This window comes from Luteibacter jiangsuensis, assembly GCF_011742555.1.
GTDB lineage: Bacteria > Pseudomonadota > Gammaproteobacteria > Xanthomonadales > Rhodanobacteraceae > Luteibacter > Luteibacter jiangsuensis.
The window spans coordinates 112,894-129,167 of record NZ_JAAQQR010000005.1 but is presented as its reverse complement, the minus strand read 5'-3'; the positions used below and the strand labels follow the sequence as shown (position 1 = coordinate 129,167).

The 16,274-nt window shown below is 66.7% G+C and carries 17 protein-coding genes; 13 read left to right on the top strand and 4 right to left on the bottom strand.

What is annotated here, in order from left to right:
* Positions 1–32 precede the first annotated feature (32 nt).
* Both pgm and yjjX read left to right on the top strand, forming a co-directional pair.
* Positions 33–1,676 carry a phosphoglucomutase (alpha-D-glucose-1,6-bisphosphate-dependent) gene (gene pgm / locus HBF26_RS12600; protein ID WP_167126908.1) on the top strand — a complete coding sequence of 548 codons (1,644 nt, stop codon included), beginning with the start codon at positions 33–35 and terminating at the stop codon, positions 1,674–1,676.
* Between the two features lie 4 nt (positions 1,677–1,680).
* Positions 1,681–2,232 (top strand): inosine/xanthosine triphosphatase, encoded by a 552-nt coding sequence (gene yjjX / locus HBF26_RS12595; RefSeq protein ID WP_167126905.1) that lies wholly within the window; start codon positions 1,681–1,683, stop codon positions 2,230–2,232.
* Here yjjX and HBF26_RS12590 read toward each other — a convergent pair.
* Positions 2,229–2,975 carry a glucose 1-dehydrogenase gene (locus HBF26_RS12590; RefSeq protein WP_167126902.1) on the bottom strand — a complete coding sequence of 249 codons (747 nt, stop codon included), beginning with the start codon at positions 2,973–2,975 and terminating at the stop codon, positions 2,229–2,231. The two genes, yjjX and HBF26_RS12590, sit on opposite strands and share 4 nt — an antisense overlap.
* 170 nt (positions 2,976–3,145) lie before the next feature.
* Between HBF26_RS12590 and zwf the strand changes: the two genes are divergently transcribed.
* From zwf to HBF26_RS12560, 6 genes are all read left to right on the top strand, one after another.
* A complete protein-coding gene (zwf, locus tag HBF26_RS12585; RefSeq protein WP_167126899.1) occupies positions 3,146–4,636 on the top strand; it encodes a glucose-6-phosphate dehydrogenase in 1,491 nt (496 codons plus the stop codon).
* A 130-nt stretch (positions 4,637–4,766) separates the two neighbouring features.
* Entirely contained in the window at positions 4,767–5,228 is a 462-nt protein-coding gene (gene msrB / locus HBF26_RS12580; RefSeq protein WP_167024603.1) for a peptide-methionine (R)-S-oxide reductase MsrB, read from the top strand.
* A complete protein-coding gene (gene msrA / locus HBF26_RS12575) occupies positions 5,225–5,728 on the top strand; it encodes a peptide-methionine (S)-S-oxide reductase MsrA (protein WP_167126896.1) in 504 nt (167 codons plus the stop codon). Before msrB ends, msrA begins: the two co-directional genes overlap by 4 nt.
* A gap of 63 nt (positions 5,729–5,791) precedes the next feature.
* The gene (locus HBF26_RS12570; RefSeq protein ID WP_167126893.1) at positions 5,792–6,868 is read left to right on the top strand and encodes a sensor histidine kinase; all 1,077 of its coding nucleotides are present in this window, start codon (positions 5,792–5,794) and stop codon (positions 6,866–6,868) included.
* The gene (locus HBF26_RS12565) at positions 6,865–7,620 is read left to right on the top strand and encodes a LytR/AlgR family response regulator transcription factor (RefSeq protein WP_167126890.1); all 756 of its coding nucleotides are present in this window, start codon (positions 6,865–6,867) and stop codon (positions 7,618–7,620) included. Before HBF26_RS12570 ends, HBF26_RS12565 begins: the two co-directional genes overlap by 4 nt.
* A 123-nt stretch (positions 7,621–7,743) precedes the next feature.
* Complete coding sequence (locus tag HBF26_RS12560) at positions 7,744–9,123, top strand: serine hydrolase domain-containing protein (RefSeq protein WP_167126887.1); 1,380 nt, start codon at positions 7,744–7,746, stop codon at positions 9,121–9,123.
* Here HBF26_RS12560 and HBF26_RS12555 read toward each other — a convergent pair.
* Complete coding sequence (locus HBF26_RS12555) at positions 9,107–9,793, bottom strand: HAD-IA family hydrolase (RefSeq protein ID WP_167126885.1); 687 nt, start codon at positions 9,791–9,793, stop codon at positions 9,107–9,109. The two genes, HBF26_RS12560 and HBF26_RS12555, sit on opposite strands and share 17 nt — an antisense overlap.
* Positions 9,794–9,942: 149 nt before the next feature.
* Between HBF26_RS12555 and HBF26_RS12550 the strand changes: the two genes are divergently transcribed.
* The 3 genes from HBF26_RS12550 to HBF26_RS12540 all read left to right on the top strand — a co-directional run bounded on the left by HBF26_RS12550 (position 9,943) and on the right by HBF26_RS12540 (position 12,934).
* Positions 9,943–11,454, top strand: coding sequence for an MDR family MFS transporter (locus tag HBF26_RS12550; RefSeq protein ID WP_205287634.1), 1,512 nt, complete (start codon positions 9,943–9,945; stop codon positions 11,452–11,454).
* 189 nt (positions 11,455–11,643) lie between these two features.
* On the top strand, positions 11,644–11,781 hold the full coding sequence (locus HBF26_RS12545; RefSeq protein WP_167126883.1) for a hypothetical protein: 138 nt from the start codon (positions 11,644–11,646) through the stop codon (positions 11,779–11,781).
* A gap of 58 nt (positions 11,782–11,839) precedes the next feature.
* Positions 11,840–12,934 carry an ATP-grasp domain-containing protein gene (locus HBF26_RS12540; RefSeq protein ID WP_167126880.1) on the top strand — a complete coding sequence of 365 codons (1,095 nt, stop codon included), beginning with the start codon at positions 11,840–11,842 and terminating at the stop codon, positions 12,932–12,934.
* A gap of 22 nt (positions 12,935–12,956) precedes the next feature.
* On the opposite strand, the gene HBF26_RS12535 is transcribed toward HBF26_RS12540, so the two are convergent.
* Entirely contained in the window at positions 12,957–13,286 is a 330-nt protein-coding gene (locus tag HBF26_RS12535; protein WP_167126877.1) for a hypothetical protein, read from the bottom strand.
* A gap of 174 nt (positions 13,287–13,460) precedes the next feature.
* On the opposite strand from HBF26_RS12535, the gene HBF26_RS12530 reads away from it, so the two are divergent.
* Together HBF26_RS12530 and HBF26_RS12525 are read left to right on the top strand one after the other, a co-directional pair.
* Positions 13,461–14,576, top strand: a complete 1,116-nt coding sequence (locus tag HBF26_RS12530; protein ID WP_167126874.1) for a sensor histidine kinase — start codon at positions 13,461–13,463, stop codon at positions 14,574–14,576.
* On the top strand, positions 14,573–15,358 hold the full coding sequence (locus tag HBF26_RS12525) for a LytR/AlgR family response regulator transcription factor (protein ID WP_167126871.1): 786 nt from the start codon (positions 14,573–14,575) through the stop codon (positions 15,356–15,358). The genes HBF26_RS12530 and HBF26_RS12525 overlap by 4 nt, the downstream gene beginning before the upstream one ends.
* A gap of 15 nt (positions 15,359–15,373) precedes the next feature.
* Here the strand turns inward: HBF26_RS12525 and HBF26_RS12520 are convergent, their stop codons facing one another.
* On the bottom strand, positions 15,374–16,216 hold the full coding sequence (locus tag HBF26_RS12520; RefSeq protein WP_167126868.1) for an SAM-dependent methyltransferase: 843 nt from the start codon (positions 16,214–16,216) through the stop codon (positions 15,374–15,376).
* Positions 16,217–16,274: the final 58 nt, after the last annotated feature.

Sequence of the window (16,274 nt, the reverse complement as noted above, 5' to 3'; positions counted from 1 at the left end):
TTGCGGACATCGCAGTCCGAGGAGAGCCATCGGTGAGTGCCAAGATCAGCCCGCTCGCGGGCAAACCCGCCACGGAAACCCAGCCCGTCGACGTGGCGGCCCTGCTGGCCGCCTACCACGACCTGAAGCCCGACCCGTCGATACCGGAGCAGAAGGTGGCATTCGGTACGTCCGGCCACCGCGGGTCGTCGTTCGACCGGTCGTTCAACGAGTGGCATGTCCTCGCGGTGGTGCAGGCCATTTGCGACTACCGCGCGCAGGTGGGGGTGGGCGGTCCCGTGTTCGTCGGCATCGACACCCATGCGCTGTCCGCCCCGGCGTTCGAGAGCACGCTCGAGGTGCTGGCGGCGAACGGGGTAACGACGCAGGTGTCGGCCGGGGGCGAGTTCACGCCCACGCCCGCCGTTTCGCACGCCATTCTGGTTTACAACCGCGGGCGCGAGAACGGGCTTGCCGACGGCATCGTCATCACGCCTTCACACAATCCGCCCGAGAGCGGCGGCATCAAGTACAACCCGCCGCACGGCGGCCCGGCGGACACCGACGCCACCGGCTGGATCGCGGCGCGGGCGAACGCGCTGATCGAAGGCGGCCTGCGCGAGGTGAAGCGCATGCCGTTCGCCCAGGCACGCAAGGCGGCAACCACCCACGAATACGACTTCCTCCAGCGCTATGTAGGCGACCTCGGCAACGTGCTGGACCTGGAGATCGTCCGCGCCAGCGGCGTTCGCATGGGCGTCGACCCGCTGGGCGGCGCCGGCGTGCACTACTGGCGTGCCATCGGCGAGCGTTATGGGATCGACCTGACCGTGGTGAGCGAGACGGTCGACCCGACGTTCTCCTTCATGTCGCTGGACTGGGACGGCCGCGTGCGCATGGATCCCTCGTCGTCGTACGCCATGCAGCGGCTCATCGGCCTGAAGGACCGTTTCGACGTGGCGTTCGCATGCGATACCGACCACGATCGCCACGGCGTGGTGGCGCCCAGCAGCGGGCTCATGCAGGCGAACCATTATCTGGCGACGGCCGCCTGGTATCTCTTCCAGAACCGTCCGGGCTGGCGCGCCGACGCCGCCGTCGGCAAGACCGCCGTCAGCACGGCATTGCTCGACCGCGTGGCCGCACACCTCGGCCGCCCGTTGCGCGAGGTGCCGGTGGGCTTCAAGTATTTCGTGTCGGGGCTCTACGACGGCAGCCTGGGCTTCGGATGCGAGGAGAGCGCGGGTGCCTCGTTCCTCTCCGAGGACGGCAGCGCCTGGTCCACCGACAAGGACGGTATCGTGGCCGCGCTGCTGGCGGGCGAAATGACGGCACGCATGGGCAAGGACCCGGGCCGGATCTACGCCGACGTCACCGCGTTGCTCGGCAATCCGGCCAATGCGCGTATCGACGCCCCGGCGAACCATGCGCAGAAGGCGAAGCTCTCCCGGCTCGCGCCGGAGCAGGTCACCTCGACCACGCTCGCCGGCGATGCCGTCGTCGAGGTCACCAACAAGGCCGGCGGCCAGTCCATCGGCGGCATCAAGGTGATCTCGGCCAATGGCTGGTTTGCCGCGCGGCCCTCGGGCACGGAAGATATCTACAAGGTGTACGGCGAGAGCTTCCGGGGCGAGGAACATCTCCAGGCGATCCTCGCGGAAGCCCAGGCGATGGTCGATCGCGCACTGGCGGATTGACGCGATGAACCACGATACGTCGCCCGTTCGCGTCCTTGTAGGGTCGCGCAATCCGGTAAAGATCGGCGCGGTGCGCAACGCACTCGCGCCGCTGTTCCCGGGGCGCCTGGTGGAGTGCGAGGGCATGCACGCGCCATCCGGGGTGCCCGACCAGCCCATGACCGCGGCCGAAACGCGCGAGGGTGCGCTCAACCGCATGAACTTCTGCCGCCAGCACGGCGACGCGGATTTCTACGTCGCGCTGGAAGGCGGAGTGGATGTGACCGAGGACGGTCCCGGCACCTTCGGCTATGTGGCCATTGCCAGCGGCGACGACGTGTCGGTGGGTTGCAGCGCGTGGCTGCCGTTACCGCCGGCGGTCTACGAAGCCTTGCTCGAAGGGGAGGAACTGGGCGATGTCATGGATCGCCTGTTCGGCACTGTGAACATCAAGCAGCAAGGGGGCGCCATCGGCCTTGTCACCAACGGCCACGCCACGCGCGAAAGCGCGTACACGCAGGCCATGGTGCTGGCGATGGCGCCCTTCCTCCATCCGGAGCTCTACGGTCTCGCTTAACGCATGCCGCCCGAGGCGAGCACGAGCTCACCGGTGACCCAGCGTGCGTCGTCCGTTGCCAGGAAGGTGACGATCGGGGCGATGTCGTCCACTTGGCCGACCCTGCCGAGCGGGGTCTGGCTCCTGGCCCATTCCTCGAAGTCCGAATCGGCGATGCCGGCCGATTGCACGCCTTCGGTAATCACCATGCCGGGATTCACCGCGTTGACACGGATGCCGCGCGGACCCAGTTCGCGGGCCAGCACGCCGGTGATCGCGTCCACCGCACCCTTGGTGCCCGAATAGACCGCGCTTTCCGCCGGCGTGAGGCGCGTCACGGCGGAACCGATGTTGATGATGCTGCCGCCCTTGCCGAGGTGCTTCACGGCGGCCTGGGTCACAAGGATCGTGCCGAGCACGTTGATGTCGAAGATGCGGCGGTAATGCGCTTCCGTGATCGTCTCGATCGACGAGAACTCATAGACGCCGGAGTTGTTCACCACCACGTCCAGGCGGCCGAAGTGTTCGATGGCCTTCGCGATGAGGTTCTCGGCGTCCGCCTGCTTCGACACGTCGCCGCCGACGGCCACGGCCTTGCCACCCGCGGCCTCGATATCGGCCACGACCTTGTCCGCGCCGGCCTTGCTGGAGGCGTAGTTGACGATCACGGCGGCGCCCTCGGCAGCGAGTGCCTTCGCGATACCGGCGCCGATGCCCTTGGAAGCGCCGGTGACGACGGCGACCTTGTCTTTCAGTTTGCTCATGGGTGTGTCCTTCGTTATCGGCCCCGCTTGGGCCTGTCGCCGGAAAGCATGGGGACGAACAAAGGACAGGTGTCATACCTTCCGACGCACAAGAGCTATGCCTGGCGGTCAATGGTGAAAGCGGGTCTCCACCCTTGAAACGCTCCGCGGGCACCTCATCCATGCTTCCCATGAACAAGCCCACACTCCCCCTCGAACCGGTCGAATCGTTCGACTACGTGATCTTCGGCGCCACCGGCGACCTCACCATGCGCAAGCTTCTGCCCGCGCTGTACCGCCGCTTCGCGGAAGGACAGGTGCCCGGCGATTCGCGCATCGTCGGCACGGCGCGGTCGCCGCTGGACGACGAGAGCTATCGCGAGCGCGTGCGCGCCGCCCTGCGCGAATACATCGGCGCCGACGAGATCGCCGACACGACACTGAACCGGTTCCTTGGCATGGTTCACTATGTGAGCCTGAACGGTGCCGATGCTTCCGGAAACTGGCCGGCACTGGCTTCGTTGCTGGACTCCGGCGCGGGCCGGACGAAGGTTCGCGTGTTCTACCTGGCCACGGCCCCGGACCTCTACGGCGACATCGCACGCAACGTGGCGGAGAAAGGCCTCCGCAGCGAAACGTCGCGCATCGTGCTGGAAAAACCGATCGGCACGGACCTGGAAACCGCGCGCAAGGTCAACGATGGCGTGGGACGGTACTTCCCCGAGGGCAGCATCTACCGCATCGACCATTACCTCGGGAAGGAAGCGGTGCAGAACATCATCGCGTTGCGCTTCGCCAATCCGATGCTCGAACGCATGTGGGACAGCGAGTCGATCGAGTACGTGCAGATCACCGCCGCCGAGACCGTCGGCCTCGAAGGCCGGGGCGGTTATTACGACGGATCGGGCGCGCTGCGCGACATGATTCAGAACCACTTGTTGCAAGTGCTGACGGTGGTCGCGATGGAACGGCCTTCGTCCCTCGACGCGGATGCGCTTCGCGACGAAAAGGTGCGTGTGCTGAAGGCATTGAAACCGTTGGATCCCCGGAACCTTCGGGCCAACGTCGCGCGCGGGCAATACGTGCAAGGCAGGGCCGGAGGCAAGCCCGTTCCCGCCTATCGCGAGGAGCTCCCCGGCGAAGCGCCGAGCCGGACCGAAACGTTCGTGGCGCTGAAGGCGGAAATCGACAATCCGCGTTGGCGCGGTGTGCCGTTCTATCTACGGTCCGGCAAGCGCATGCCGGAGAAGGTCACCGAAGTGGTCGTGCAGTTCCGCGCGGGCGAACCGGGCCTGTTCGGTGAAGCACGGCCCGGCAGCCGCCTGGTAATCCGGGTGCAGCCGGACGAAAGCGTGACGCTGCCCCTGTTCGTGAAGCACCCCGGTCATGGCTTCGGCCTGGAAGAGGTGGACGCGCTCTCGCGCCCGGCAGGGCCCGAGCGGGCGCGCTATCGCGATTCGTACGAAGGGCTGCTGCTGGACGCGGTAAAGGGCAGCCCGGCCTTGTTCGTGCGCAAGGACGAGACGGAGGCCGCATGGCAGTGGGTCACGCCCATCCTGGAAAACTGGCGCGAAAGCCACGAGGCGCCGGACGCGTACGAAGCCGGCACCTGGGGCCCGGACTCGGCCCGTGAACTCCTGCGCCGTTCCGGGCACCACTGGGTGGAAGACGCCGCCGCCTGAGGGCATTGGCCGGGTCGGTACGGTGAGGCCACCCGTTGCAAGCGGGCGCTTCGCCCGCATTATGGGAGGAGCGCCGGCGGCCAAGGGGCAGGGGCCCGACGCCGGCGATTCCCCCTACCAGGAGCCCTCCATGTCCGACTACCGCAAGACGCCCGAAGCCCTCGCCAGGCTCACCCCGGAGCAGTACCGGGTCACGCAGGAGAGCGCCACCGAGCGTCCCTTCCATAACGCGTTCCACGACAGCCACGAGCCCGGCATCTATGTCGATATCGTGTCCGGCGAGCCGCTGTTCTCGTCGCTGGACAAGTTCGACAGCGGTTGCGGCTGGCCGAGCTTCACGCAGCCGCTGGAGAAGGAGCACGTCGAGGAAAACGTGGACAAGAGCCACGGCATGATCCGCACCGAGGTGCGGTCCAGGCATGCCGACAGCCACCTGGGCCACGTCTTCCCGGACGGCCCGCGCGATCGCGGCGGCCTGCGCTACTGCATCAACTCGGCGTCGCTGCGCTTCATTCCCGTGGCTGACCTCGAGAAGGAAGGCTACGGCCAGTACGCCAGCCTGTTCGCCAACGGGCAGGGAGGTGCGGCATGACGACCTCGCGCGCCATCCTTGCCGGCGGCTGTTTCTGGGGCATGCAGGACCTGATCCGCAAGCAGCCCGGCGTGGTCGCCACGCGGGTGGGCTACACGGGCGGCGATGTGCCCAACGCCACCTATCGCAACCACGGCACCCATGCCGAGGCCATCGAGATCGAGTTCGATCCGGCGAAGCTCAGCTACCGCAAGGTGCTGGAGTTCTTCTTCCAGATCCACGACCCGACCACGCTGAACCGGCAAGGCAACGACCTGGGCACGAGCTACCGGTCGGCCATCTTCTACCTCGACGACGAGCAGAAGGCCGTGGCCGAGGACACGGTGGCCGATGTGAACGCGTCGGGTCTGTGGCCCGGGAAGGTGGTGACGGAGATCGCGCCGGCGGGCCCGTTCTGGGAGGCGGAGCCGGAGCACCAGGACTACCTGGAGAAGTACCCGAACGGCTACACCTGCCATTTCATTCGGCCCGACTGGGTACTGCCGCGCCGCACCGCGTGATCCGATGTCCCCGCCGGCTCTGGTATAAGAGCCGGCGGGGACAGCATCGTCCGGGGGGACGACATGGACAGTGCGAACGAGGACGGCCTGAGGGGGCGCGGCTGGCGCCGGCGTGCCTATGGGTATGGGGTGCTTCTCATCCTGGCGATCGGCCTGCTCCGGGCCGCCAACCGCTACCTCGTCGACGTGGCCAATCGCGAGCCCACGGTGTTCCTTCCGAAGCTCGTGGAGGAACTGACCGGCGCCGTGAGTTTCGGTGCCTTGCTTCCACTCCTCTTTCTCGTGCTGCGCCGGGTTCGCTGGACCTGGTACACCCACGCCTTGTTGTTCTCCATCCTCTCGGTGGTGCAGACCACGCTGATGATCGGGTTGCGCCGGCTCCTGTTCGGCGCCATGGGCATGCCGGGCTTCGCCTATGGCGTCGCGGTGTGGCGGTACCTGATGGAGGTGCCGACCCAGCTTTTCTTCTATGCCGTGATCGTGACGGGCCTCTGGCTGTTCGACCGTTATCGCGAGGGCCAGGCGCGCGAGTTGCGCGCGGCCCAGCTGGAGTCGGCGCTGTCCGAAGCCAGGCTGGAAGCACTGCGCCTGCAACTGAATCCGCACTTCCTGTTCAACACGCTGAATGCGGTCTCCGAACTGATGTACGAGCGGCCCCGGGTGGCTGACGAGATGCTGTCGCGCATCGGCGAGCTGCTGCGCGCCACGCTGTCCGCCACGGCGCAGGAGCACCGTCTGGCCGACGAGTGGCGATTGGTGGCGCTGTACATGGACATACAACGCGTGCGTTTCGGCGAGGGTCTGGATGCCCGGGTGGAAAACGACCCCGCGCTGGACGAGTTGCGCATTCCCTTTCTGCTCCTCCAGCCGCTCGTGGAGAACGCCATCGAACACGGGGGCGCGGGTGTCGAACGCCGTGTCCTCATCGACGCATCGCGGCAGGCCGGACAGCTCATGGTCCGCATCCGTGACTATGGCGGTGGCCCGTCCACCCATGGCGGACACGGCATCGGCCTGGGGAACGTGCATGCGCGGCTTCGCCACCTGTACGGGGACGAGGCCGGGGTGAGGCTCGACCCGGTCGCCGAAGGCGGCAGTGTCGTCACCGTGTGGCTGCCCGCACGGCGGTGGGCCGCATGACCTTGCGTGCGGTGGTCATCGACGACGAGGCACCGGCGCGGGCCAAGCTGCGCCGTTACCTGGCGGCCAGCGAAGGGCTGTTGTGGGTCGGTGAAGCGGCCGACGGCCCGTCCGCCGTCGAGCTCGTTCGCCGCGAGCGTCCCGACGTGATGTTCCTCGACATCACCATGCCCGGCATGGACGGTTTCGCCGTCCTGCAGGCGCTGGGCGATCCCTTGCCCGCGGAGATCGTCTTCGTCACGGCCCACGACGAGCACGCCGTGCGCGCCTTCGAAGTCCATGCCTTCGACTACCTGCTGAAGCCGGTGGGGCCCGAGCGCTTCGCCAGGGCGGCTGCCCGGTTGCTGGGTAACGTGAAACCCTCGATCGACATCTCGGGCCGCGTGGAAGGACTTCTCGATGGCGCGCCCGTGCCCGTGCGCTACCTGGATCGCCTGCTGCTTCCGAGCGGCGATGCCGCCGAACTGGTCCGCGTCGAACGGATCGATCGCGTCGTCGCCAGCCGCAACTATCTCGACGTGTTCGTCGACGGCACGGCGCACCGGCTGCGCGGCACGCTGGACAGCATGCAGGGCCGCCTGAATCCGTCCGCCTTCGTCCGGGTGAACCGTTCCACTATCGTGCGCCTGGATGCGATCCGCCAGGTGCAGCCCTGGCCCGACGGCGAGCAACGCCTGCTCCTGGCCGATGGCGGACGGGTCACCTGGACGCGGCGCTACCTGGAAAATCTGCCGCCGGGCCTTTCGCTCTGAGGCGAGGGGGCATGACCTCCCTTGCGGCATGGAACTCGTCCCCGCCGCAGGGGGATTCGTCCCTGGCGTGCCACTGCCGGCGCTGCCCGCCGCGCAGACTCCTCCCACCAACGGAGGAAACCCATGGCAAAGAAAACCTATATCGTCGCGGGCACGGCGGTTGCGCTGAGCGTCGCGGCCTGGCTGGTGTGGCGACCGGATCAGGCGATCCGCGTCGCCGCCGGCGTCGCGGCGCACCACGTCTGCTCCATGACCTACATCAGCGGGCAGGACCCGAAGGAAACGTACGACCAGCTCGTCGTGCCGGTGCTGGGTGAAACCGTCGGCAGGCTGCTCAGCCCGCACGTGTTGCGCGACACGCGGAGCGTGGAGGTGTCCGGTCCGTTGGGAAGCACGCTTGCCCGGGCGGACTTCACGCCAGGCTACGGGTGCAGGCTTGCCTTGCCGGGCAATGTCCCGGTAGCGGCGGACACGACGAAGCATGCCGCGGCGGAGGATGGTTTCGCTCCCGCCGGTCCCGTGGCTGCGTCTGAGCCGTCGATCGCGGCCGCCCTGGATCGCGTGTTCACCGAGTCGCCCGCGCAGCCCGTGAAGCATGTGAAGGCGGTGGTCATCGTGAAGGATGGCCACGTGATCGCCGAGCAGTATGCAGCCGGTTTCGACCTGCACACACCTCTGCTCAGCTTCTCGGTGGCCAAGTCGTTCACCAACGCCTTCCTCGGCATCCTGGCGAAGCAGGGAAAGATTCGCCCGGACCAGCCGCTGGGGGCGCCGGAGTGGCAGGCACCCGGCGACTCGAGGCGCAAAATCACCATCGAGGATCTCCTGCGCATGCACAGCGGCCTGGCGGCGGAAGAAGCCGAATCGGCGTATAGCCCCGTGGCGCGCATGGAATTCCTGCATGGCGACATGGCCGCCTATGCGGCGGCACAACCCGCGAAGGAGGCGCCGAACCGCACTTTCGAGTACACGTCGGCGGACACCGTGCTGCTCTCCCGGCGGGTAGGAGAAGAGGTGGGCGGGGGCGCGGCAGGCATGCGCGCATTCGCGCGCCGCGAACTCTTCGACCGGCTCGGGATGGGCGACGTCACCATGGAGTTCGACGGTCGCGGCACGTTCGTCGGCTCCACGTACGTGTACACCACGGCCCGCGACTTCGCCCGCTTCGGCCTGCTGTACCTTCGCGACGGCCTCGCACCCGACGGGACGCGGCTACTCCCCGAAGGCTGGGTGGCGTGGTCGCGCGCATCGACGCTCGGTGCGCCTTACGGTGCGGGTTTCTGGACCAACGACGGCCCCAGTCGGCCAGCGAAGTGGCGCGTGAAGGTCGGATTTCCCAAGGACGGCTTCTACGCGAGCGGCACGCTGGGACAACGCATCTACATCGTGCCGTCGCAGAATCTGGTGATCGTGCGCTTCGGCTACTCCGCGCCGCCGGATTACGGCATCGAGGACGATCTGGCACTCATCAAGGCATCCATCGCCGCTACGAAGACGAACTGACGCCCCTCGCCCGATCCCGTTGCGCCAGCAGCAGGAGGTCGGGCATGCGGTCGATCACCGCGATGGCGCCGGCGGTGCGCAGGTCCAGCGATTTGCGATAGCCATAGCTGACCAGCACGAAATCCATGCCGGCATCGCGTGCGGCGAGCACGTCGCTTTCCGAATCGCCTACCACCAGGGTCTGTCCGATATCGACCCTGGCCTGGGTGGACAGGTAGCGCAGCGGAACGCCGCTGGGCTTGCGTTCCGGCAAGGTGTTCGCACCGACGATACCGTCGAAGTAGCGGAGCATGCCGCGCACCTCGAGCAGCGGGCGTACGAACTCTTCGTTCTTGTTCGTGCAGACGGCAAGCTTCACGCCTTGGCCGTGGAGGCTGGCTAATGTCTCGACGACGCCGTCATACGCGGGGCCGTCGAGCGCGGTCTCGGCATAGTGTTCGAGGAAGCCCGGCATCACGTCGTCGATGTTCGCGTCGCTGTCGGCGTGCTGGAAGGCGGACGTGATGAGCTTGCGCGACCCTTCGCCGATCCATCCGGTGATTTCCGCCGTGTCGTACGTCGGCAGCTTCCAGTCGCGCAAGGTGCGATTGACCGCATCGGCGATGGCCGCGGCGCTATCGACGAGGGTGCCGTCGAGATCGAAAATGACGAGGGAATAGGGGAAGGCCAAGGCGCTCGTTCCGGGGAAAAAAGGGAATTCTACGCCGTTGTGGATACTATACCGTAAGGGGTCCGCGGTTCTCCAATGGCAAAAGGCAGGGCAGGAAACGGGCGCCGGCGTGGGTATAGTCGCCGCTCCCATCGCCCGGGAGTTCCGCCTTGACGACCGAAACGACGCAAGAACCTGCGACCGCGGCTCCGCCAAAACAGTCGCTGCGCCTGCTGTTCACCGCGCTGATGCTGGTGATGCTCCTGGCTGCGCTGGACGGCACCATCGTCTCCACGGCCTTGCCGACCATCGTCGGCGAGCTCGGCGGCCTGAACCAGTTGTCCTGGGTGGTCACGGCGTACCTGCTGAGTTCCACCGTGGTGGTCCCGTTGTACGGCAAGTTCGGAGATCTCTACGGCCGCAAGCGGATGATGCAGGTGGCCATTGCCATCTTCCTCGTCGGGTCCGTGCTGTGCGGCATGGCGCAGAACATGGTGCAACTGATCCTCACCCGGGCGTTGCAGGGGCTGGGTGGCGGCGGGCTCGTGGTGATTACCATCGCATCCATCGGCGACGTGATTCCGCCCGCGGAACGCGGCAGGTACCAGGGTCTGTTCGGCGGCGTGTACGGGCTGGCCACGGTGCTCGGTCCGCTGCTCGGCGGATTCATGGTGGATCACCTCTCGTGGCGCTGGATCTTCTACGTGAACCTGCCCCTCGGCCTGCTTTGCGTCGCCATCATTGCGATGGTGTTCCGCCCGCACGCGCGCCCTGTGCGCCACGCCATCGACTACAAGGGCGCGGCTTCGCTCACCGTGGCGCTCAGCGGCCTGATCGTCTTCACCACGGAGGGCGGCACGGAGCTGCCCTGGAACTCCGCGAAACTCTGGCTCATCCTTGCGCTAGCCGTGGCGGCCATCCTTGCTTTCGTGCGCGCCGAACGTGTCGCCGCGGAACCGATCATGCCGCTGCACCTGTTCCGGCATCGGATCTTCCTCCTGAGCAGCCTCATCGGCTTCTTCGTCGGTGCCGCGCTGTTCGGCTCGACCACGTTCATCCCGCTGTACATGCAGGTGGTGAAGAATGCATCGCCGACAGAAGCAGGCATGCAGTTGCTGCCGCTCATGGGCGGCGTGATCGTCAGCTCCGTGGTGGTAGGACGACTGATCAGCCGGTTGGGGCGCTATCGCGTCTTTCCCATCCTGGGCACCGCGCTTTCTGCCACGGCGCTCGTTCTGCTGGGGACGGTGGGCGAGGGCGATCCCGTGTTTCTTCTCTACATCTATACCGGCGTGCTCGGTGCCGGCCTCGGCATGGTGATGCAGGTGCTCGTACTGGCGACGCAGAACAGCGTGGAGATGAAGCACCTCGGCGTTGCCACATCGGGGGTCACCCTGTTCCGCTCGATCGGCGGCTCCATCGGTGTCTCGCTGTTCGGGGCCATCTTCAGTATCAGCCTGCAGGCGCGCCTGCACGACGTGCTGCCGGGAGGCGCGCAAACGGCGCATTCGTTCGGTCCCGCCGCGGTCAGGGCGCTGCCTGCCGCACTTCACCAGCGTTACGTGCACGCGTTTGCCGCATCGATGCACACCGTGTACTTCGTGGCGTCCGCGCTGGTGGTCGTGGCCTTCCTGATGGCGCTGCGCCTGCGCGACATACCCCTGCGCACGACGCATCGCTGAGGTGGATCGTACGCGTTTCCGGCAGGAGGGCTGCGGAAATCGGCCGGATGGACTCGCAGGCACGTAGTATCGGACAGCCCCTTCGCTCAGGCGTCGTGGGCAAGGCGTTTTCCTTTCGATCCGTTCCGTGCGATCAACCAAGGAGTTCTTTCGATGAAGAACAGCGCTTCACAGTCCCATGATGCTTCCATGAAAGTTCGCGCTTTCGCGCGGCTCAGTGCCTTCGAGGTCACGCCCGTCGCCGAAGACGATCGCGGTGGACTGTTCCTGACCATCTACACCGATCCGGACAGGCCGGAGCCGGAAGTGGGCATCATCGGCGGCTGACACGTCGATGGAGGACGCGCCCCGCATCGCGGGGCGCACTTCGTCAAGGGATAGCGACATGCCGAGCCGACCACTGATCCTCGCGCCGCCGGACGACCCTCACGCCTGCGCGCTCGCCTGGGCCATTCGGCAACAAGGTATCGAGCCCGTCTGGATACCATCGCTGCACGCCGGGCGCGGCGTGCACTACAGTTTCCATATCGGGCAGGATCACGAGACATTCAACGATTCGCTGCTGTCCGGCGCTCGCGTCAGCGCCGTCTGGAACCGTCGCGTGCACGACCCGGTGCCCGACTGCGCCGAGGAAGACCGGGCCTTCGCGACGTGGGAATGGAAACTCTTTCAACGCAACCTGTTCGGTGTGCAGGGCGCCTATGGCGATGCACTTTGGGTCAATCCATTCGCGGCCGCGCAGCGCGCCGAACACAAGCTCGTGCAACTGGCCACGTGCCGCAGGCTGGGTATTTCGTTCCCCGACACGGTCGTGACGACCGACGCGGCGGACGTCGCGGCACTCATACGGCGCTGGGGGCAGGTGGTCTTCAAGAGCTTCCTGGTGCACCAGTGGGAAGAGCGGGACAGTGGCCGGATGCACGCCGTGGGCGTGGTGCTGCTGAATGCCGATAGCGAGTTGCCCGCCGAGGCCATGGCCGTGTGCCCTGGCATCTACCAGCGCTACATCGAGAAACGATACGACGTCCGGGTCACGATGATCGGCGATCGCCTGTTCGCGATGCGGCTCGGCAAGGGCGCCGATGGCGCGTTCGTGGACTGGCGTGGGCACAGTAGAGACCCCTCGTTCCGAGCCGAGCGCCTGGCGCTCCCGCCCGCTGTGGAAACGAAGCTCCGCGACCTGATGGGCGCGCTGGGCCTCGTATTCGGCTGCATCGACCTGGTGGTCGACGCACAGGGGGAATTCCATTTCCTCGAAGTGAACCAGGCCGGTCAGTTCCTCTTCGTGGAAGACATGCTGCCGGAGATGCGGATACTGCAAACGATGACGGCGATGCTGATCACCGGCCGCGTCAATGCGCCTGTCGAAAACCTCAGGCCCGCTTCCATGAAGGACTTCTGGGCGTCCGAGGCCTATGCGGCGCTGCGGGAGAGCGTGGCACACAAGCCGCCCGACCGTCCCCTGTACACGTTGGAATAAGGCGTTTCAACGATAGCTCGACTTATCGGGGCCACGATCCCAGGCGCAGGCGGTGGAAACGACAGACGTCGATGCCCGCATAGGTGCGCGAGGTGCCGTCGGCGAAGGTCACCCGGAAATCGCGCACGCACCCGCCCTCCGGCAGACGCACGGTGGCCGCGGCTGTGCCGCCCTGCAACGGCTCGCCAAGAGCGACGTCGGTGTTCCCCACGGCGACGGCGGTCACGCTGTGGTCGGAGGTGTTGAGCAGGGTGAACATTCTCGTGGGCTCCCGGTTGGCTTCGGCTGCCCGGGCGAGCGACAGGGAGGCGACGGCGGACAGGGCGAGGAAGGCGATGCGTGCTGCGTACATGGCGGGTGCTCCGTGGCGTTGGCGTCGCCATGGGAACGGGACGGACGTGTCGCGGGGAAGCGTCTCGGGACGAATCGTCGATTCGGCGGGACGGTTCGTAGCGCGGCGACGATTCGCTTTGCGCTCGCCGCGCGTACGCCTACCATGCCCGCAAGGGTCAATGGGACACACGTCATGAAGGTTCGTCTGGGTACGACGGAGATCGGTTTCAGGCGCTATCTCGCGCTGTGGACGGGCATCGCCGTGGTGTTCGCCGTCCAGCGCCACCTCAACGCGCAACTCACCGGCCAGGAGTGGGATGCGTGGGACTATCTGCGCTGGTCGATGATCCAGTGGTACACGTGGGCCGCCCTGGCTCCGTTGGTGTTCCGGCTGGCGGCGCTGTATCCGCGCCAGGGCGAGTTCCGCATCCGTGGGTTGGGGGTGCAACTGCTGGCGAGCGTGGCCGTCACCATGCTCGCCTTGATGGTGGGCGCCGCGGTGTCCACGGTGTTCGAACCCAGTTCGCTGCTGGAGCAGATCAGACAATTCGTTGGCCAGCATTTCGCCACGGGTTTCCTCACCTATTGGGCGCTGTTCGCGATCCAGCAGGCCATGGCGTTCCACGAGGAGAAGACACGGCGCGAGCGCGAGGCGGACCAACTGGCGGCCGAACTCGCGCGCTCCCGCCTGCAGGCGTTGAAGTCGCAGTTGCAGCCGCACTTCCTGTTCAACACGCTGCACGCGATCGCCACCTTGCTCAGGGAAGACGCGCTCACGGCCGAGGACATGCTGCTTCGCCTCAGCGAGTTGTTGCGCGCCTTCCTGGAGGACTACGAGGGCCAGGAGATCAGCCTGAGGCGCGAACTCGTGCTGCTCGACCTTTATCTCGGCATCCAGGGCGTGCGCTTCAAGGACCGTCTGACGACACGCGTCTATGTCGACCCTGCCACGCTGGACTGCGCGGTGCCGAGCCTGATCCTGCAGCCGATCGTGGAGAACGCCATCCGGCACGGCATCGGCGAGCGCGTCGGAGCGGACCAGATCGAGATAGAAGCCCGTCGCGAAGGCGACAATCTCTGCATCGAGGTGCGCAATCGCAACAGCGTGCTGGACGAGAGCGCAGGCGGCTCGACACGAGGTCATGGCATCGGCCTTTCGAACACCGCGCTTCGACTCCACGAGCTCTACGGGGATGCCGCCCACGTACGCCTGGACATGCTCTGGCCACAAGGCGTGGCCTGCCGCATCCAATTGCCGTTCCGCGAGACGGAGGATGCGGACGAAGGCCCGGAGATCGCGAGCGCATGAGCATCGTCACGCTGGTGGTCGACGACGAGCCCATCGCACGGCACGCCGTGCTTCGTCTTCTGCGGGAAGATCCGGACATCGAGCCGGCTGGCGAATACGGTGACGGGGCGTCGGCGGTCAGGGCGATTCGCGAGCGCTCGCCGGATCTGGTGTTCCTCGACATCCAGATGCCGGCGATGACCGGGCTCGACGTCGTGGCTGCCATCGGTGCGGAACGCATGCCGGCCACCGTGTTCGTCACCGCATACGAGCAGTATGCCGTGCGGGCGTTCGAGGCCAATGCGGTCGACTACCTGGTGAAGCCGTTCGGTCGAGACCGCTTCATGGAGACCCTGCGCCGCGCAAAGGCCCGCCTGGGCGCCGGCGGTAACCGAAATCAGGGCGATCCCGCCATCAAGCAGGTGCTGGACGCGTTGCGTCGGCGCGAGGACTACCTCGAGCGCCTGCCCGTGCGCGTGGACGAGCGCGTGACCTTCGTCGACGTCGACGACATCGTCTGGATCAAGGCCAACCGGAACATCGTGGAGATCCATCTCGCCGACCGCGTGCACGAGGTGCGCGAAACCATGACGGCGCTGGCCGAACGGCTCGATCCGCGCCGTTTCGCCCGCGTCCACCGTTCCGCGATCATCAACGTGCGCCGCGTCCAGTCGATCCATCCCTGGTTCAACGGCCACCATGTGGTGACGATGGACACCGGCCAGAAGCTGCGCATGAGCCGCTACCAGCAGGAGGCCTTCATGCAGTTGGTCTCTACCCGGACGAAGAAGGAGCCGAGCTGACGTCGAGAGCCGCCTTCAGCGCCGCGTAGCGAGCACGCCGTCCAGGGCAAGCTCGGCCTTGAAGCCGGCCGCGTCCAGACGGCGGGCCACTTCGCGCGGTACGTCCCTGCCGCTGGTGAGCTTGTTGGGAGTGCCGGTGTAATGGAAGAGGCGGCCTCCCCGACGCAGTACGCGCGCCAGCTGGTCGTAAAAGGCGCCCGAATAGAGCTCGCCCGCGATGCCGAAGCGCGGCGGGTCGTGCAGCACCGCGTCTACCGATGCTTCGGCCACACTGCCGATGGCCGCCGAGACGTCGCCATGCGTGAGTTCGAGCCGTCCACCCGACGACGCTGCAGCCGGATCGGGCGACCACGGGTTGAGCGTGCGTAGCCAGAGCACGTCCTCGTTCTTCTCGAACGAGCGGATGCGACCGACACCGGCATCGAGGCAACACGCCGCGAAATAGCCGAGCCCGCCGCAGGTGTCGAGCACCGTCTTGCCCCGCGGTTCGACGAGCGCGACCTTGCGCCGCGCATCGTCCAGGGGCGACTCCTTCGCGGTCGGGAGCATCTTGATGCCGTCGATCTCGAAGGTGGGTGTGCCCCACGGCGTCGGCACGAGCTTGATGAGGGAGCCGGAAAAGCGGGAGACCGGCGTGAAGTCTTCGCCGTCCCAGTAGTAGATGGTCCGGTCCTTCAGGCGCGTGGGGTACGGGTAGTCGCGCTCGAGCCAGCCCCAGCGGTCTGCGGCGATCGTTGCCGTGCCGATGCTCCGGCCGAGGTCGAGCGAACCGCTCCACGTGACGGCGCCGGTGTCACGGGCCGAGCAAAGTGCGTCGGCGAGGTCGCGTGTCAGCAGGGGGCCTGGGTAGTGCGCCACGGTCGGTTCCCGGGCGCCGCGCGAAGGCGGCGCAAAGGAAGCGATGGTAGCAAGGACG